Annotated in this window: 13 protein-coding genes and 6 pseudogenes; 9 read left to right on the top strand and 10 right to left on the bottom strand. The window is 59.0% G+C overall.

What is annotated here, in order from left to right; all coding sequences use genetic code 11:
- Positions 1-137: 137 nt before the first annotated feature.
- The 6 genes from AC0L2K_RS34090 to AC0L2K_RS34065 all read right to left on the bottom strand — a co-directional run bounded on the left by AC0L2K_RS34090 (position 138) and on the right by AC0L2K_RS34065 (position 4,425).
- On the bottom strand, positions 138-479 hold the full coding sequence (locus AC0L2K_RS34090) for a hypothetical protein (RefSeq protein WP_473533544.1): 342 nt from the start codon (positions 477-479) through the stop codon (positions 138-140).
- Positions 480-683: 204 nt separating this feature from the next.
- Positions 684-1,919, bottom strand: a complete 1,236-nt coding sequence (locus tag AC0L2K_RS34085; RefSeq protein ID WP_473533547.1) for an ATP-grasp domain-containing protein — start codon at positions 1,917-1,919, stop codon at positions 684-686.
- 348 nt (positions 1,920-2,267) lie between these two features.
- Positions 2,268-2,966, bottom strand: coding sequence for an SDR family NAD(P)-dependent oxidoreductase (locus AC0L2K_RS34080; RefSeq protein WP_473533546.1), 699 nt, complete (start codon positions 2,964-2,966; stop codon positions 2,268-2,270).
- Positions 2,967-2,992: 26 nt separating this feature from the next.
- Entirely contained in the window at positions 2,993-3,172 is a 180-nt protein-coding gene (locus tag AC0L2K_RS34075) for a hypothetical protein (RefSeq protein ID WP_473533543.1), read from the bottom strand.
- A 364-nt stretch (positions 3,173-3,536) separates the two neighbouring features.
- The gene (locus AC0L2K_RS34070; protein WP_473533542.1) at positions 3,537-4,085 is read right to left on the bottom strand and encodes a hypothetical protein; all 549 of its coding nucleotides are present in this window, start codon (positions 4,083-4,085) and stop codon (positions 3,537-3,539) included.
- 73 nt (positions 4,086-4,158) lie between these two features.
- Positions 4,159-4,425, bottom strand: a complete 267-nt coding sequence (locus AC0L2K_RS34065; RefSeq protein ID WP_473533541.1) for a hypothetical protein — start codon at positions 4,423-4,425, stop codon at positions 4,159-4,161.
- A 799-nt stretch (positions 4,426-5,224) separates the two neighbouring features.
- On the opposite strand from AC0L2K_RS34065, the pseudogene AC0L2K_RS34060 reads away from it, so the two are divergent.
- Together AC0L2K_RS34060 and AC0L2K_RS34055 are read left to right on the top strand one after the other, a co-directional pair.
- Positions 5,225-6,387, top strand: a pseudogene (locus AC0L2K_RS34060) (IS3 family transposase).
- Between the two features lie 12 nt (positions 6,388-6,399).
- Positions 6,400-6,620: pseudogene (locus AC0L2K_RS34055) on the top strand (IS5/IS1182 family transposase); the annotation flags it as partial.
- 403 nt (positions 6,621-7,023) lie between these two features.
- Here the strand turns inward: AC0L2K_RS34055 and AC0L2K_RS34050 are convergent.
- Positions 7,024-7,563 carry an SET domain-containing protein-lysine N-methyltransferase gene (locus AC0L2K_RS34050; RefSeq protein WP_473533540.1) on the bottom strand — a complete coding sequence of 180 codons (540 nt, stop codon included), beginning with the start codon at positions 7,561-7,563 and terminating at the stop codon, positions 7,024-7,026.
- A gap of 626 nt (positions 7,564-8,189) precedes the next feature.
- Here AC0L2K_RS34050 and tnpA point away from each other — a divergent pair.
- The 7 genes and pseudogenes from tnpA to AC0L2K_RS34015 form a co-directional block, all read left to right on the top strand.
- Positions 8,190-8,582, top strand: a pseudogene (gene tnpA / locus AC0L2K_RS34045) (IS66-like element accessory protein TnpA); the annotation flags it as partial.
- Positions 8,583-8,621: 39 nt separating this feature from the next.
- Positions 8,622-8,948: pseudogene (tnpB, locus tag AC0L2K_RS34040) on the top strand (IS66 family insertion sequence element accessory protein TnpB); the annotation flags it as partial.
- Positions 8,949-9,046: 98 nt separating this feature from the next.
- A pseudogene (gene tnpC / locus AC0L2K_RS34035) lies at positions 9,047-10,463 on the top strand (IS66 family transposase); the annotation flags it as partial.
- 120 nt (positions 10,464-10,583) lie between these two features.
- Positions 10,584-11,825: a site-specific integrase gene (locus tag AC0L2K_RS34030; protein ID WP_473533539.1), complete on the top strand. Its 1,242-nt coding sequence runs from the start codon at positions 10,584-10,586 to the stop codon at positions 11,823-11,825.
- The gene (locus AC0L2K_RS34025) at positions 11,822-12,415 is read left to right on the top strand and encodes a hypothetical protein (RefSeq protein ID WP_473533538.1); all 594 of its coding nucleotides are present in this window, start codon (positions 11,822-11,824) and stop codon (positions 12,413-12,415) included. Before AC0L2K_RS34030 ends, AC0L2K_RS34025 begins: the two co-directional genes overlap by 4 nt.
- Entirely contained in the window at positions 12,333-12,743 is a 411-nt protein-coding gene (locus AC0L2K_RS34020) for a tyrosine-type recombinase/integrase (protein ID WP_473533545.1), read from the top strand. Before AC0L2K_RS34025 ends, AC0L2K_RS34020 begins: the two co-directional genes overlap by 83 nt.
- 213 nt (positions 12,744-12,956) lie before the next feature.
- Positions 12,957-13,100: pseudogene (locus AC0L2K_RS34015) on the top strand (transposase domain-containing protein); the annotation flags it as partial.
- 246 nt (positions 13,101-13,346) lie between these two features.
- Here AC0L2K_RS34015 and AC0L2K_RS34010 read toward each other — a convergent pair.
- From AC0L2K_RS34010 to AC0L2K_RS34000, 3 genes are all read right to left on the bottom strand, one after another.
- Positions 13,347-14,390, bottom strand: a complete 1,044-nt coding sequence (locus tag AC0L2K_RS34010; RefSeq protein ID WP_473533537.1) for an isopenicillin N synthase family dioxygenase — start codon at positions 14,388-14,390, stop codon at positions 13,347-13,349.
- A 111-nt stretch (positions 14,391-14,501) separates the two neighbouring features.
- The gene (locus AC0L2K_RS34005; protein WP_473533536.1) at positions 14,502-15,209 is read right to left on the bottom strand and encodes a class I SAM-dependent DNA methyltransferase; all 708 of its coding nucleotides are present in this window, start codon (positions 15,207-15,209) and stop codon (positions 14,502-14,504) included.
- 430 nt (positions 15,210-15,639) lie between these two features.
- Positions 15,640-15,837: hypothetical protein (locus AC0L2K_RS34000; RefSeq protein WP_473533535.1), on the bottom strand; the 198-nt coding region annotated here is incomplete at its 5' end.

Genomic DNA, 15,837 nt, shown 5'->3' with positions numbered 1-15,837 from the left:
GGCCGGACATTAGGCTGGCGGCCCCCTATTGGAAGCAATCGTTACGGCGCAATTTCCCGCTCTGAAGGACGCAGGGCCGGTCCCTCCCACACTCCAACGCGGTTCGCGTCATGATGACAACAGCCACTTGCTAGACGTCATGTTCCGAGGCGGAGAACGGTGGCCCGCCCTTTCGTGCGATTAAGAGACGAGGGTTGCTCGGATGGGCCGAGCCAATCCTCCAGCACGGAGAGCGAGCCATGGGAGAGTATAGCGAAGCATTTGTTCGCGTTTGATGTAGCCAAGAAGAAGCACGCGGTGGCGATCACGGGGGCGGCCGCACTGGCGAGGTCCGGGTCGTCGGCGAGGTCGAGAATAGTCCTGCGGCGATAGAGCGGACGATCAAGAAGCTGGGAAGAAAGTATGATCGACTGCACGTCTGCTTCGAGGCTGGGCCGACGGGTTATGGTTTGTGCCGGCAGGTCCGCGATCTTGGTCACGACTGCATGGTGGTTGCGCTCTGGTTCAGGAGAGCTGGGTTCAGGCTTTGACATCGGCATCCGGCACCGCACGCCACAGGTTGACGACAATCGGACGCAGGAGGATAGGCGAACGCCACGGCCAGCCTCTCCAAATGCTCTCGCTACGTTGCCGTACTGGATTCCAGGTTATTACGACTAAAACCAAGGCCCCGCAGATTGTTCTTATTCGCCGAGGTTGGGAGACGGTGTGATCGACCAATCGATTAAATCTGCGGCCTGCTGAAGTATTATCCGGGTCTGAGCATGACTGGGTGAAACGGCAATGACATGTCCAATGCGGTCTCGGCAATCGCCTTTCCTGGCGATCCGCGCCTTATGTTCGATATACCACTCGACCTCGGACACGCCTGAGACAGCAGCCGCCCGAGTGTCGCCATCCATCCAATCGAACGTTCCGTCGCGATCAGAAATCAGGAACCGCGCGGCCGCCGTATCGGTAGGGCTTCTCCGCAAACTGCGTTGGGCGCCGGTCACAAGTTTGATGTGCTCGGTGATGAGATCCACGCCATAAGCCAGCTGAACCAATTCAGGAGCCGGCGAAGCTGGAAGATGCGGGCTAACTCCAATCACAACTGGACCACGGTTCGTCAACCGGAGCTCAATGTTCGTTGGCCCCCAGCCAAGGCCCAGTGCCTGCAAGCAATTCAGCGAAACCTCGGAAATTTTTTCATGCTCGTTTTCAGTAAGCACAGCCGGATAGGTCCACTCACGACAGATGAAACTGGGCCATTGACAGAACTCAACGGTGGCAATGCCAATTAATTCATTCCCTATCATGTTAACGTTGTATTGTGGCCCCTTTATGAAATCCTCCACCAGTATCCGTTGAGCAGTACGCGCGGTCTGTTTCGCCCCAAAAAGACTGACTGTATGTGCTGCTAACTCTTCGAGATTTCTGCACAATTTAGCACGGGTGCTTCCGCTTCCTAAAGCTGGCTTGACAACCACCGGCAGCCCGATCTCACTCGCAAAGCTTTCAGCCTCCATCCCGTTCGCTGCCATGTGATATGCGGGTACTGACACGCCGGCCTCCGAGAGAAGCTGACGTTGAGTGAATTTGTCGGAGCATTGTTCAATCGCAACAGGGCTCGGTCCCGGTAGACCGAAGTGCCGGCACAGCTTACCGACTGTCGCGGAGGCTAAAAACTCGCCGCTCGCGAATCCAGTAATACCAGCAATGTCATACCTTCTGCGAAGCCCGTAACACTCGCGGATCAGCGCATCGATATTGGCTGTATCAACGCCAATAGCCTCGATGCTTCCCGCCGCAACATATCCGTACCGAGCCGGATCTACCGCCAAGGTAATTGGGTGAAGCCCGAGACGTTCAGCCGCTTGGACGCAGAGCGGACCATTGCCCCTGTCACCTTCTACCAGGATGAGCGCTTTTCTTAACACGGACTTGGACTCCGATGTTGCGTTCTGTGCGGCAGCCAGGAGCGTAAGCAAGTACTGCGCCCGATTTCAGACTTGGCTGTAAGGCCATGGCAAGAGGCTCCGCCCCGCCGAGGTGCAGGCGCTGCTAAAAACGTAGTTCACCAAAGCACGGGAACACTGCTTGCCTTTGCTTGATCACGCCGGTGCGGCGAGCGCTCGTCAGCCAACGGATGTTCTCATCCTCATTGGTCGCAGCCTACTAGGCACCAATATCCGCCAACCGCAGGTGGGACTGCCCTCAAAAAACCGGACGTCGCTCATCATCCGGCCGGAGAATGAGGCCGACCCAGGTCTGACTACCACTTACCTTCATGGAAGACTTAGTTTGGCAGTGCGGCCACCATCCACGACAAAGATCTGGCCGGTGACGAATGCAGCCTCGTCGGAGGCAATCCATGCGACCATAGCCGCGACCTCCTCAACGCGACCGGTTCGTCCCAGCGGATGAATAGTACCCAGCCTTCCTCGCGCCTGCTTCGGCAATGCGGCGACGAAATTGGCGTTAAGATCCGTATCAATCCAGCCAGGAGCCACGCCATTGCAGCGCACGCCGTCTGGCCCCCCATCGACCGCCACGGCACGCGTCAGGCCATGCAGGCCTGCCTTCGAGGCACAATAGGCGGCGTGCCCTGGGTTGGAGGCCAATCCCTCTATCGAGCCGATATTGACGATTGAGCCGCGGCTTCTCCGAAGATGAGGCATGGCGCGACGGATCAGCAGAAAAGGAACATCAAGATTGAGCGCCATTGTGCGTTGCCACTCGTCCAGCCCCGTCTCATCTACCTTTGCCTCAACCATCCGCCCAGCGTTGTTGACGAGGATATCTAGGCGGCCGGCCTTTTGAGCGACATGGTCAATCACCATGTCCGAAACGCCGGGATCGCAAAGATCCGCGACGATCGTTTCTACATCGCCGGTCTCTTCAAGCTGAACCCCAAAGACTCTGGCTCCCCCGCTAACAAGCCTACCGGCGATTGCCGCCCCAATCCCTCTGCTGGCTCCGGTCACCAAGGCGACTCTCCCGACAAAGGGCTTCATGCGAGTGCCCTTTCGTCGTTCACCCTGCCAACCGCGCCGTCCATGAGTCGCGCGCGGCAGCCCGGGTTGACCCGAACACCTTCTGGCGCATAGTCGAGACGACCCCTTCGTTCGGTCGGCGAAGCGAGCACCGGCTTGGGCATCGCCCTGAGCGACCGCCAGACGAATAGAGGCATTCCTGCCTCCGAATGCGCGGGCACCTTATGGCTGACCGCCTGTCGCGTGGGATCCGCAATACTAACCTCAACATTCTCAATCAGCGCCGACGGCCTGATCTGACCGCCATGCGCACGTCGCGCCAGGCCAATCTGGCGCCCCCATTGGTTGCCGTTAGTCAATTCGAATTGAAATGCAAGCATCTTCGCTAAAGCTCTTTCTTCGTTAGGTGCTGAGCCTTCGTCCCGTTCCAGTACGATTTTATGGGTTCGAAAGCGTCCGCGAAAACATCCTTGTATAAAAACCTACCGTAATTGATGCCAATTCGTTCAGCACTGCGATGGGATCCATTTGCATGAATGAATTGGCCGGTAAGCCAGTCGGCTATCGATCCTTTTTACGCTTTCTCCTCGGCCCGCCGCGCGGTCGCGCCTTCTTGAGGAAATTGGTTTGCGGAGCTGCACAGAGATTGCCGTAACAAACCTCCTCACCCTTGTAGTTGGCTAAAGCCTGCAGCAAAGTCGGTAGAAGGTGCTGTTTCAGTTCGTCCAGCATAGGTTTCGGACTGTCCAGCGACTTCAATGCGAACTCGACCAACTCGATCGCGCGATCTTGGTTGCCGCTCTCGTGATAGTATCGAGCGACCGCCGGATACGTCCGGAACTTGTGACCGTCGCCTTGCGGTGGATTGAGTGCAAGGAGCTGCTCTGCCAGCTCGTTGCCGAGCGAGAAACGCTCAGGTGACGGAAAATGCGAGTGATCATGCGCCGGACCGAAGAGTTGGTCTAGTGTTGCCAGCATCCAATGCTCGGACTTCCTTTCGATGGCGTCGCGAGCCAATTGGCGTATGACAGGCAACCCGGTCCGGATATCCTTCATTCTGTGAAGCAATAGATGCGCATGAGCCAGGCGGAAATTGATGTCGCCGGGCATCAAGGCGGTGCCCTCCTGGACTGCCGAGAGCGCCGTATTCCAGTCCTGGTTCCTCACTGCCGCCCAAAATCTCTTATTGATTGACTTGTTCAACGCCTGTTCGCTCGCTGTGAGTTCTCCGTCCGCGATCCGGTTCGCGTTGGCAGCTTTCGGGGCGCCAGCTGCCGCTGAGCACTCTCGGCAAGACGTCATCGAGTTCTGTCCGGTGACCGATAAAGGCTGTACGGCCATCTAGATCGGTCACAAACGAGGTCGGAGCTGCGGCAAAAAAGCTGGCCTCCAGCCAAGGCTTTTTCATTTCGCCTGTGTAGTCGAACGCGATCGGGAAATTCAAGTTCAAGCACTTTTCGGTCAACCGCGTCCAGCTTGGCTCCCGCCTCAACCGTCGTTAGCACGCGTTCATGCGCTGGGGCTCCGATAGTCTCGAGTCCACTGTCCTTGAACCTTTCCTGCAACTGCATCAGGTGGCGCATCGCCGCCGCATATGGTTCGGTCCCAGTTGCCGAAAATTCGACGACGTACAGTTTGCTGGGCTGGACGTGTGCGATGGGCTCGCCGCCCAGCCAAGTCTCCACTTTGATCGAAGGAGCCGGCGACCCCATCTGCAACACCATATTGCTTCCAACGCCATGCCAAAGTTGCGCGGCTTTATGGCAAGCTGTTCCCTGAGAGACGGGGCACGGGGCCGACGGAAAGGAGGCCATCGCTCGTTCCTGCGGCTTCGATGCGATCAGCCGTCAATCAGTTTTGCCGCATTTCAATTAGCAAAGGCTGTGCCAGCGTGCTGAACGCCCGCTGACTGCGCAATTACGCTTCGAAAACGTCCCAGTGGCTCAGGAGGGCGGATGTAATGAAGCGGACATTTTTGCCAGTGTTTGTTTTGAACCCGACATTTTGTTAGCCGCTGTCGGCCTCGGGTTTAGAGTCGTCGCCCCCAAACGGCGATAGCCCAGCAGCACCTGAACACTTCTAGAGGTCTGTTTGGAGAATCGAGGGATTGGGTTTGCAGAGAGGGAATTTTTATTAAAGCTCTGAACACTGGACCAAGCAGAGCCGCGGGCATATGGCCCATCGCCAAGAAAAACGTAGCGCCACCCGTCCTGAGCTTGCCCCTCTGATCAAATTCGGTTTGAAGCTCGTTGCTTAGTCGCTTCTTTGAAATCATCGGAATTTCGGAAAGAACATGGGGCCGGGTGCCGGTTGCCGATCTGTGCTGCAAGCACGGGGCAGCGACGCCTCGATCTACAACTGGAAGACGCGCTTCGGCGGGATGGATGTCTCCGAGCCTCGGCGACTGAGGGCGCTCGAGGACGAAGCGCCTCTGGCCCACGCCATGCTCGACAATTGCCTCGTTGAAGGATCTTGTGGGAAAGAAATCGTGACGCCCGCGGACAAGCGGAAAGCTGTCGCTCGCCTGAAGGAAGACTTCGGGACGAGTGCGAACGGCGGGTGTGTAAGTCATCGGCTATTGCCGTATGACGGCTCGCTACGAGCCCACCAGGCCGGACGACCGCGAGCTTCGCGGGCGGATGAAGGCGATCGCGCAGGAGCGTCGCCGGTTCGGCTACCGGCGTCTTCTCGTGATGCTGAGGCGGGAGGACCTGGTCGTGAGCCACAAAAAGCTGTTCCGGGTGTATCGGGAGCAGAAGCTCGTCGTTCCCCGCTGTGGCGGCCGCAAGTGGGCGATTGGGACCAGCGCGCCGATGCTGGTGAAACGGAGGGCCGACGAGCGCTTCGCTCGACTTTCGTATCGGACCAACTCACCGAAGGGCGGCGCTTCCGCATCCGGGCCGTCGTCGACGACTGCACGGAGAGTGCTTGGTACTCATCGTCGGTACGTCTCTCTCGGGCATTCGGGTTGCCCGGGAGTTGTACCGGCTCATCCACCGAGCGCGGCCGGCCGATGATGATCGTCAGCCACGATGGCAGCGAGTTCACCTCGAACGCCAGTCTTTCCTGTGTGGATCAGAACCGCGTCGAAGGCATTGCATTGCGCCCGGCAAGCCGATGCAGAATGGCTGCATCGAGAGCTTCAACGTCCGATTGCGCAATGAACTGCTCAACGAGACGCTGTTTACCTCGCTAGCTCAGGCGCGCGTCGCCATCGCCCTGTGGCGCGCCGAATACAACTCCGCGCGCCGCACTCCCAATCGCTTGGCAGACAGCGGCCGAGTTCGCCATCACCTTCAACCCGCGACGGTCGCTCGCGCTGCGCTATGCCAAAGGCTCCGCGCCAGCGCCCGTCGCTTCACCCGCCCAGCAGGGGGCACGACCCACGCTGGAAACAAATCAAACTAGATAGAATCAAGGTCAGGTCTGCTCCGGTTGCGGTTGCCGGATGCTGCCGATCCATTTCGGGCCGTGGCAGACGGTCTACGGCCGGTTCCGCGAGTTGGCGCTTTCTGTTCCAAACCATCCGAGGTGGCGCTGATGCTGGACCGCGATCGGGCCGGACGCGAGGTCCGTCCCACGGCAGGCGTGATCGACAGCCACAGGGTAAAGGCTCCGCAAGCTGAAACAATGGGCGACAACGCTGTCAGCGAACAGATGTTTCATTCTAGCCCCAACACCTGCGGATGCCGTCCAGGATCCCCCGGCATTGTCGGAGATGTCAGCGGTGGTGAGGTTGACCACCCGCATCGACCGCATGTGTCGCTTGCGGCCGACAATCTTATGGCTGGCGCCCATGCTTGATTTTTCAAATGTTCCGGGCTCGGCGCGCCAGGCGACAACGAGGTTTTGGCAAGTTCTGCTGCTTGACGTTTTGGCATACTGCACCGCCCCTCATGGAGGTCGGATTCAGTCAAACAGTGAACCGTCCAATCGATGGATTGACCTTCCGCATCTTCGGTCAACACCACAAGCTAACGATGGACATCGTCGTATCGGGTGTTGCTCACTTCCAGATGCTATGAATCCACGATTTTTTTAAGCCACCCTATCTCTCTTGGAAGGTGCCTCGGGTTTTCTTGAGGTATGGTGCGTAGAATCCGGACACGAGCATAGGATGATCGCGAGGCAATATGGAGAACCCTCCGGCTGAGCCTTGGCAATTTCTCGACGAACAAAGACATACCGATACCCCAATGCACTCGAATTCCGATGTAGCGTAGTTCCACGTCACTTCGGCGCCAGAGGAGATATGCTGAATCGCGACGAAGTCGTAGGCCCCGAAGCGATTAGGCACAATCGCTAAGTTTGGGTCACAACAATGATTCACAATGACAGCCGGCTTTTGAAAGAGAGCATGGACATTCCAGTCAAGTTGAAACGAGTTTGTCGTTCGAACCGTTTCCATGCGGTCAATTAGCCCTATGACAACAATTTCCCCCGGCAGGAAGTCGCGAGCAGCGAATACCCCGCGCCCCCTATCACCACCCGTGCTGAGGATTTTTACGTTGCGGGCATTGAGCTGCCTTGCGCACGCGACGTCATCCGTCAAAATAGACAGATCTTGGTTTATGTGAGTATTGGTCATGGCCGATTTCTTTCGTCTGCACGAGCTGTTGTTGAGTGATGAGTACTTTTCGCAAGAGATCACTTGGACTTTCACTGCTTTCGGGAGCGTCTTCCTCAAATCCCAATGGTTCCGAGGTATTTACGAAGTTCGGGATTTGCCCATGTCTTTGCACCTTAGACGGTGCCGGTCGGCGGCGCCTACTGCCTCGTAGGAACTCAAAAATCGTGCCGATTCACCCGAATCGCGGCAACGAAGGAATTTTGATTGCCTCTCGGCTAATTACTGAGGCAAAAGAAGAGATTGCCTACCAACGCGTGTGTAGCGGATCCGACAGACCTGACGCAGACATCTCGAATGGCGCTGCTGGACGTCCTGTGCATCGATCTGGCAGGCGGAGGAGTGGTGGCAACGCGTCTGCAAGCGAGCAGTTCATTCTGCTGCGGACGTTGCGCGTGGCACCTAGCCGAGAGTCAGGTATCGAAGTGGTTAGCATACCGTCGGAAGTGGCTGCGAAACCCCTGCATAAGTGCCGCCGGCGTAGCAGGCTTGCTAGACGGAAAGTAAGCGGTGTTTCCGGACCACCCTTCGAGAGTGGTCGCGATCTGTGAGGTTGCCGATCCTGTATTGGTATCGGAGATCGGCTTGTGTCTGGACTTGACCTTACGCTTGACCCGGAGCGGCAGCTTCGACGTTTCGAGGTGATCAACGGTGCTGGCGGTCGTCGTCATTGGTCGGTGGATGACAAGGCGCGGATCATCGCGGAGACGCTGGAGCCGAACGCAATCATTTCCGAGGTCGCCCGTCGGTATGGCCTTAGGCCCCAGCAGGTCTTCGCCTGGCGCCGCGAAGCGCGCAAACAGGCCGCTTCGGTGCAGCAAGATTCTCCTACTTTTGTGCCGGCGGTTGTGGCGGCGGCGGAACCTGTAGCCAGCCGTTCACCGAAGCAGCGGAAACGGAAAGCCACTCGAGATGCCGGCATGATCGAGCTTGAGATTGACGGCATCGCGATGCGCGTTAGCCGGGGCGCCGATACCAAGACCGTGGCCGCAAGTGATCCGCGCGCTGAAGGCGACGTCGTGATCGGGCCGACGGGTGCGGTCAAGGTCATGGTGGCGACGAAGCCGGTGGACTTCCGCGAGGGCGCGGAAGGATTGGCGGCGCTGGTGCGAGAGACGATGGGCGCCGATCCATTCAGCGGGGCCGTTTACGTCTTCCGGGCGAAGCGGACTGACCGGATCAAGCTGATCTTCTGGGACGGCACCGGCGTCTGCCACTATGCCAAGCGTTTGGAGGATGGGGAGTTCCGCTGGCCGAAAGTGCATGACGGCATGATGCGGCTGACGGCCGCGAAACTCTCGGCGCTATTGGAAGGGCTTGACTGGCGGCGGGTTTCACGAGGCGCCGGACCCGCGTTCCGGTTCAGGCGGGCTGACCCGCGACGAAGTGAATCAGCTTGGATTCCGCTGTCGCGGGCTGTCGGCGAATATGGTCTGATCCTGTCATGGCGATGCCTGCTGACCAGCTTCCCGACGATCCGGACGCGCTGAAGGCGATGGTCCTGGCGCGCGACGTCGAGAAAGCCCGCCTTCACCAGACATCAAGGAATTGCAGCGCCACCGCTTCGGCCGTCGTGCTGAGACGCTCCCCGAGGATCAATTGCTGCTGGGACTCTAAGAGGCTGAACAGATCGAGGCCGCCGGTGACGAAGAGCAGGCACAGAGCGCTCATGGCGAACGTCAGGCGCGTGTCGCCAAGCGCAGGGCGAACCGCGGCGCGTTGCCACCCCATCTGCCGCACATCGAAATGGTCGTCGACATCGAGGACCATGCCTGCCCATGCTGCCGCAACGGAATTCATCGGATCGGCGAAGACGTCAGCGAACGGCTCGACATCGTGCCGGCGCAACTGCGTGATCGTCGTGCGCCGGCCCAAATATGCTTGCCGCGCCTGTGAGGACGTGGTCGTTCAGGCTCCGGCGCCGGCCCGGCTGATCGAGGGCGGTCTGCCCACCGAGGCAACGGTCGCCCAGGTTCTAGTCTCCAAATATGCCGATCATCTGCGCTCTATCGTCAGGCGCAGATCTACGCCCGGCAGGGCATCAGTCTCGATCGCTCCACGCTCGCCGACTGGGTCGGCCGCGCCGCCTGGCGCCTGCGTCCGGTGCATGAGCGGCTGCTTGGGAAGCTGAAGTCCTCGCCAAAACTCTTCGCCGACGAGACGACCGCGCCGGTGCTCGATCCCGGCCGCGGCAAGACCAAGACCGGGCAGCTCTGGGCTTACGCCCGCGATGATCGACCATGGCAGGGGAGCGACCCACCTGGCGTCGCCTATGTCTATGCGCCGGACCGCAAGGCCGAACGGCCCGTCGCTCATCTCGCAGGCTTCACCGGGATCTTGCAGGTCGACGGCTATGGCGGCTATCGCGTACTGGCCGACAAAAGCGGCGTCACGCTTGCCTTCTGCTGGGCGCATGTCCGTCGGCGCTTTTATGAACAGGCAGCAGCCGGTCCCGCGCCGATCGCCAGCGAGGCGCTGAGACTGATCGCCGAACTCTACAAGATCGAGGACGCCATCCGCGGCCGATCGGCTGACGAGCGCGGCGTGATGCGCCGGGAAAATAGCCGCGCTATTGTCGCCGATCTCGAACCTTGGATGCGCGAGAAGCTCGGTCTGATCAGCCAGAAGACAAAGCTCGCCGAGGCGATCCGCTACACTCTCTCGCGTTGGGAAGGGCTGACCCGCTTCCTAGACGACGCATCGAGATCGACAGCAACATCGTTGAGTCATCTATCCGCCCGCGCGCGCTCAACCGCAAGAACGCACTCTTCGCCGGCTCGGACGGCGGCGCCGAGCACTGGGCGGTCATTGCGTCGCTGATCGAAACCTGCTTATGCCGCGCGCGGCATAAGCAGGTTTATGCCGACCGCCGAACTATGCCGAGTGAGCAAGTTTTTACCAACACTTTCCTCAACGTAGCGGTAGCTGGATCGGCATAGCTTAGGCTCTCTCCGTCGCAATTGACGCGAAGGAGAGGACACATGAACGCAAGTGACTATCTGCAACGCAGTACACTGTATCGGAAGCTGACCCACGGGCCATATGGCGATTTTGCACGCGTTTATGCGGGCAGATTGTCGGACGAAGGCTTCGGTCGGCAATGCACCTGGCGATCGCTAAGCCTATTTCGTGAGCTGAGGGACTGGCATGTCGGCAACGGGCACGATCTCCAGGATTTAAGCGAAGTTCATGTTGAGCGGTTTCTTGAGCACCGTTCCAAACACTGGAGCATCGATTCGGGCGACCGATCGGCGCTCCGGCGGTTGCTTGCCGCGTTACGGCAAGAAGGTTTGATACCAACCGCCCTTCCGATTGAGCGCACGGAGTACGGGCAGATTGTTGATGTGTTCGCGGCTTACCTCACGAATGAGAGAGGGCTCGCCGCCTCGACGGTGGAAAGCCACAAGCTGCTCTCACGCCGATTTCTGCAGGAGGTCTGTCCGGCTGGCGCAGATGGGTTTGCAGCGCTCACCCCGGAGATCGTCATCGGTTATGTCGAGCGACATGCTCTCGATGGCTCCGCCGACAGCGGCAAGGCGATGTGCGGGGTGGTGCGCGCCTTCCTGCGCTATTTGCATCTGAAGGGCTTCATTTCGGTGGCCTTGGCCGATTGTGTGCCGTCGATCCGTCGCTGGCGGCTTGCTGGCCTACCAACCTTCCTGCCACCACAGAAGGTTCAGGTGGTTCTCGATGCCTGCGATCGGACCACGGCAATGGGGCTTCGCGACTATGCGGTTTTGATGGCGCTGGCCAAGCTGGGCTTGCGCGCCAGCGAGGTTGCCGCGCTCAGTCTTGACGATATCGATTGGCAGTCGGGCAGTGTCCTCGTCCATGGCAAGGGACGGCGGCAAGCGATGATGCCGCTACGCCACGACGTCGGTGCAGCTATCGTCGCCTACATCCGGCATGGGCGATCGGTTTCACCGTGTCGCCGGTTATTTCTGCGAATGCTTGCTCCGCACGTCGGCTTTGCCTCAGGCTGCGCCATCACGATGATCGCGAAGGAGGCCCTCGAGCGGGCGGGTATTCACGGCTATGCGCACCACGGCGCGCACCTCCTCCGCCACAGCCTTGCGACCGACCTGCTGCGGTCGGGGGCCAGCTTTGCCGGGATCGGCCAGCTGCTTCGTCACCGGAGCATCGACAGCACAAGGATCTATGCCAAGCTCGATATCGAGAAGCTGCGCGAACTGAGCCTGCCCTGGCCGGGAGGTGTCCAATGAGCCGTCTTCGAACAGCGCTCGAGCGCTATGTGGGCATGCGCCAGGGATTGGGATACAAGTATCATGGCCCCGCTCGACGGTTGTCGGATTTCGTCACCTTCATGGAGGCTCGCGGCGCCGAGACCGTCACCACGGCGCTGGCAATGAAGTGGGTGACGTTGATCGGCCGACAACCGAGTTGGTCCATCCGCCTGATCGATGTGCGCTGCTTCGCTCAGCACCTCGCTCATTTCGACCCCATGACGGAAGTGCCACCTCAAGACGCTGTGTCGCCGGCGCGGCGTGCAAAGCCCTACATCTATAACGATGCTGAGATCACGGCGCTTCTGGCGGCGGCACTGTCGCTGCCGCCGGCCAACGCCCTGCGTCGCTGGACATATCATTGTCTGTTCGGATTGATAGCGGTCGCCGGGCTACGCCATTCCGAAGCGCTCGACCTGCGCCGAGACGACGTCGATCTCGACCAAGGTATCCTCACCATCCGGGAGACGAAGTCGCAAGTCGCGGCTGGTCCCGCTCCATGCCACGACGGTCGCCGGGCTGTCGGACTATGCCGCGCGACGCGACGCGCATTTCGTCGCGCCTCGTAGCCCCTATTTCTTTGTCGCCGAGCAGGGCGGCAGATTGCTGCACCAATACGTGCACCGGGTGTTCTGGCAGCTGTCGCGACAGATCGGTCTGCGGCAGCGGGGGCAGCGCAATGGTCCGCGGATTCACGATCTTCGTCACCGTTTCGCCGTCCAGGCCCTGACCAACTGGTATCGTGCGGGCGAAGATGTCGAGCGGGAACTGCCGGTCCTCTCGACCTTTCTCGGCCACGCCAATGTTCGCGACACCTACTGGTATCTATCCGCCGCGCCGGAGCTAATGACCCATGCCGCGCGACTGCTGGATAAGCGGTGGGAGGTTCGCTCATGAGTGCCTCGAACGATGTGGCCGTGCTGATCGAGCGGTGGTTCACCGATCGGCTCATGCGACATCGAGGCGTAAGCTCCAACACCATCGCCTCCTATCGCGGCATGAGAACTATGCCGAGTGTCAACGAGCGGTTCTTGGTCGAGATGGCGGGCAAAGCGCTTCATACCGCCATGATCGGAAGAGGCGCTCGGCATAATTCGGCGGTCGGCATAAACCTGCAAACTCAATGGCGTCGAGCCACTCGGCTATCTCGCCGACGTACTCACCAGGATCGTCAACGGCCATCCGAACAGCCAGATCGACGACCTGCTGCCTTGGGCAAACATCCGGGCGGCCGAGCTAAAGGCCGTGGCCTGAGAGCACCGCTTACGACGGAAAAGCACGCGCTTAATATAGACCTGCATCTTGTCTAAGCTTCGCAACCGGTACCATCGACGCACTCGCTTTTGTCTTTGAAGCTGCTGGCCGCACATTGAGCTTCAAAGGCGCGGCCAGGGACTGTTGCGTGACAGTATTGTCTCACCCACGTCGTTTTCCGAAGTTCGACTGGGCCGCTTCGACTCCCGCTGTGTAGTGTCACGTGAGTAGGTGGCTGCCGCTCTCTCACGCTTTGGCCAAGTGAGCATAACTTGCTGCGAAACGCCCGAGTTTGTGTTCGCCGCAAGTCACCGGCCGGTAGCGCAGAGGGTTGCTGTCAGTGACACATGAGGCCAATGGCTCAATGATCGCATCGAAATCAGCGTCGATAAAGAAGGGGATTGAGTATCGCTCACGCCCTGAGCTATTCACCACGCGATGTAGGTTCGCCAGATAGACACCGTTGGTGAGCCGCTGAAGCAGGTCCCCGACGTTGATTATGAAAGTACCGTGGATCGGCGTGCCTTGTACCCAATCGCCATCTCGGTTCATGACCTGAAGACCGCCCACGTCGTCCTGTGCAAGGATGGTCAAATTGCCGTAGTCAGTGTGGGCGCCAATTCCGATCATGTCTTCGCTAATATAACCACTCTGCGGCGGGTAGTGAAGCAGCCGCTGAATGCTGATCGGGTTCCGCATGAGGTCCTCGAAATAGCTTTCCGCCAGGCCCAGACTGAGCGCAATTCCCTGCAAAAGTTTTTTCGCGAGGCTCACCATCTCTTGATGGTATCTGTATGCCAGCTCCCGAAACTCGGGCCAATCTGAGGGCCACTGGTTGGGACCAAAAAACGGGCCTTCCAACGTCGAACGTTCAGGTCCGAAGTCGAAGCACTCCTTGAGGTCTTTGGTCTTGCCCGGATCGGTGTTCTCGCCGAACGGCTCAATGTACCCGCGAAAGGCCGAATCGGAATTGCTAATATGCAGCGACGACTTCTGCGACGATGGCAAATCAAAAAACCTGCGGCTCACATCAAACACCGACTGTATGAAATCCTGCGGGACACCGTGGTTCTTCACATACATAAATCCAGTGTTGGAAAGCGCCCACCGTATCTCCCTGGCGACCACCTGTTTGTTTGTACCATTGAGAAGCGGGCCGATATCAACTACCGGTATTTTGTCAAACGTTTCGCGTTTTGCGCGCAACTTATCGTCTAGTCTGGCTACTAAATCTTTGGACATTAGTACACCTGTTGTGCCGATTGGAGCCGGCGCATTGCTACCGGCCATTTGGATTATCGTGACGCGAAGTAGGACGGAAACGCGCCACAGTGCCGGGAGAAACCCTTCCTCGTCTTTAGATCGTCCACAACCGAGTTTCGCTCCCGAGGCGGAGCATGATCACAACCCCTGTCCCTCTGCCGCGCTGACCTTCTCGGGCACTTGAAAGACCCAATAGTCCGCACGTTCCTCGGCGACGTATCTGCCGTTGCTTAGACACTGCGCCAGTAAAAGAACGCCCTCATCCTGCAAACGCCGCGCCTGATCGTCGAAGAATGCGGCGTCCGCATAGCTCTTGCGGATGCTTGTAATGATGAATCCTTTCGGGCGCGTGACGCGAGCCAGCTCGCGCAGCCCTTCTGGTCTGACGTGCCCAAGCGTAAAGACACCGCAGCAAACCGTGATATCATAGCCCGCGTCGGCATATTCGGAGAGTGCCCCGTTAAGGTCGACACAGTCTCGGACATGACGGTAGACTCGGGTTTGCCCCGCCTTTTCGGCCATCTCTTTGGAAAGATCGAACCCATCGATCAGCCGGAACCCGAGGCGTTCCAGTTGCACGCCGACAAGGCCTGTTCCGCAGCCAGCATCCAGGATGGTGATGGCAGTTCGCTCGCTGCTCAAATATGCTGCCTGCACGGCGCCCGCTAGTTCCGCCACGATCATCGGCCCGTAGTACCCTTCGCAGCCAACATCCACATCGTAGGCACCAGCCCATCCCCGATAGAAGTGGGTTAGCCGATCGGCGTCGCCCTCGAGGGCAAGGGCGTCCTTGATGCGCTGTCGTGCGACTTGCTCCAGTGTCGTCTGCTGATCGATGGTATTCATGGCAGATCCTCCGTTTAAGGTCATGCTCGGCAGTGGCTGTCCGGCTCCTCAGGCCAACTCGCAAATGTGAGCCTCAAAGCTCGTGCCAATTGGCGAAAAGGGCGCGAAGAAAGACAATTTTGATGAATTCGGCTATTTAGGCTGAGGCATAACAACACAACATGGCTCCAACTGAGCCCGTACCGCAGACGACAAAGCTGACAAAGTGTCGGGTTGTGAACTTGCGACCGATGTACGTCGACGTCGCCGAGGGTGACGGCGCCCCGCGTACAGCATCGCCGCCCGCGAAACTCGGGCAAATCCCGCGCCCCTCTGCTATCAGCTCTGGTTTCCAGGCTCTGGAGATCCAGCATCGTCTGCGCGTCACGCATAGATGGCGGCCCGGTCCCGAAGCAAATTTCGAGATGATCACGATTCTCGCCGAAAGGAATCACATGCGCTCCACCGCATCCTTGGTTTGGAGCGATAGCTGGCGTGCCGGAAACACTCGCCTGTCCATTCCCTCGGCATCATCTCTAGGTCCGTAGCGCGCTACCGATGCGGTGCGCCTTTTGCGCATTTCGCAAAAGCCGGACAGGGGTTCCGCTAATTCCCGGACAGCGATTTCGCTAATGTCGGGACAGTTTGG

Source organism: Mesorhizobium sp. WSM4817 (assembly GCF_055811135.1).
Note: the sequence above shows the minus strand (reverse complement) of the source record. Positions and strands in the feature narration are given on the sequence as shown.

What these genes read in the sequence shown, in the direction of transcription:
- AC0L2K_RS34030 (WP_473533539.1), top strand. Translation starts at nt 10,584, where the DNA reads ATGAACGCAAGTGACTATCTGCAACGCAGTACACTGTATCGGAAGCTG.
- AC0L2K_RS34010 (WP_473533537.1), bottom strand. Translation starts at nt 14,390, where the DNA reads ATGGCCGGTAGCAATGCGCCGGCTCCAATCGGCACAACAGGTGTACTA.
- AC0L2K_RS34070 (WP_473533542.1), bottom strand. Translation starts at nt 4,085, where the DNA reads ATGCCCGGCGACATCAATTTCCGCCTGGCTCATGCGCATCTATTGCTT.
- AC0L2K_RS34025 (WP_473533538.1), top strand. Translation starts at nt 11,822, where the DNA reads ATGAGCCGTCTTCGAACAGCGCTCGAGCGCTATGTGGGCATGCGCCAG.
- AC0L2K_RS34005 (WP_473533536.1), bottom strand. Translation starts at nt 15,209, where the DNA reads ATGAATACCATCGATCAGCAGACGACACTGGAGCAAGTCGCACGACAG.
- AC0L2K_RS34050 (WP_473533540.1), bottom strand. Translation starts at nt 7,563, where the DNA reads ATGACCAATACTCACATAAACCAAGATCTGTCTATTTTGACGGATGAC.
- AC0L2K_RS34075 (WP_473533543.1), bottom strand. Translation starts at nt 3,172, where the DNA reads ATGCCTCTATTCGTCTGGCGGTCGCTCAGGGCGATGCCCAAGCCGGTG.